The following is a 1,242-nucleotide window of genomic DNA, read 5'->3' as shown; positions in this document are numbered from 1 at the left end:
GCCCCGTGACCACGTCCGCCCCGTGACCGGGTCCGCCCGGCGCCTGGGTCGCCCCGTGACCACGTCCGCCCCGTGACCGGGTCGCCCGGTGACCAGAGGTCCGCCCGCTGCCGGTGCCTGGCGGTCGGGGCCTGCCCCGGCGCCACCGCGCATGATCGACTCGGCTTTCTGCAAATCGGGGCATCTCAGCACGAGGGACACCGCGCCTTGCAGGAACCCGAGTCGATCATGCCGGGACGGGACGGGACGGGGCAGCCCAGCGCGGAAACGCGGCAGGCCGCCGACCCGGTGGGGTCGACGGCCTGCTGGTGAAGCGAGGAACGGGTCAGCGCTCGTTGAAGGGGACGTAGTCCCGCTCGGCGGAGCCGACGTAGACCTGCCGCGGACGACCGATCTTGGTCTCCGGGTCGTTGATCATCTCGCGCCACTGGGCGATCCAGCCGGGGAGCCGGCCGAGCGCGAAGAGCACCGTGAACATCTTGGTCGGGAAACCCATGGCCTTGTAGATCAGGCCGGTGTAGAAGTCCACGTTCGGGTAGAGCCGACGGGAGACGAAGAAGTCGTCGGCGAGGGCGATCTCCTCCAGCTCCATGGCGATGTCCAGCAGCGGGTCGGGCTTGGCCATCCGGCCCAGCACGTCCTGCGCGGCCTTCTTGACGATCGCCGCCCGCGGGTCGTAGTTCTTGTAGACCCGGTGGCCGAAGCCCATCAGCTTGACGCCGTCCTGCTTGTCCTTGACCTTGCGGACGAAGGACCGGACGTCGCCGTCACCGGCGTGGATCTGCTGGAGCATCTCCAGCACCGCCTGGTTGGCGCCACCGTGCAGGGGGCCGAAGAGCGCGTTCACGCCAGCCGAGACCGAGGCGAACAGGTTGGCGTTGCTGGAGCCGACCAGGCGGACGGTCGACGTGGAGCAGTTCTGCTCATGGTCGGCGTGCAGGACGAACAGCATGTCCAGCACCTTCGACATCACCGGGTCGACCTCGTACGGCTCCGCCGGCACGCCGAACGTCATCCGCAGCAGGTTGTCCACGTACCCCAGCGAGTTGTCCGGGTACAGCAGCGGCTGACCGATGGACTTCTTGTACGCGTACGAGGCGATGGTGGGGACCTTCGCCATCAACCGGACCGTGGAGATCTCCACGTGCTCGGAGTCGAACGGGTCCAGGCTGTCCTGGTAGAAGGTGGACAGGGCGCTCACCGCGGACGAGAGCACCGCCATCGGGTGGGCGTCCCGGGGGA

The 1,242-nt window shown here is 68.5% G+C and carries 1 protein-coding gene; it reads right to left on the bottom strand.

Going from position 1 to position 1,242, the window contains the following annotated elements; genetic code table 11:
* Nucleotides 1-325: 325 nt before the first annotated feature.
* On the bottom strand, nucleotides 326-1,242 hold a 917-nt coding region (locus ABZ749_RS35395; protein ID WP_357235799.1), incomplete at its 5' end, for a citrate synthase.

The organism is Micromonospora sp. NPDC047753, assembly GCF_040642735.1.
In the GTDB taxonomy this organism is placed as follows: Bacteria; Actinomycetota; Actinomycetes; order Mycobacteriales; family Micromonosporaceae; genus Micromonospora.
The sequence above is the reverse complement of the archived record's forward strand: the minus strand, read 5'-3'. Positions and strand labels throughout refer to the sequence as shown.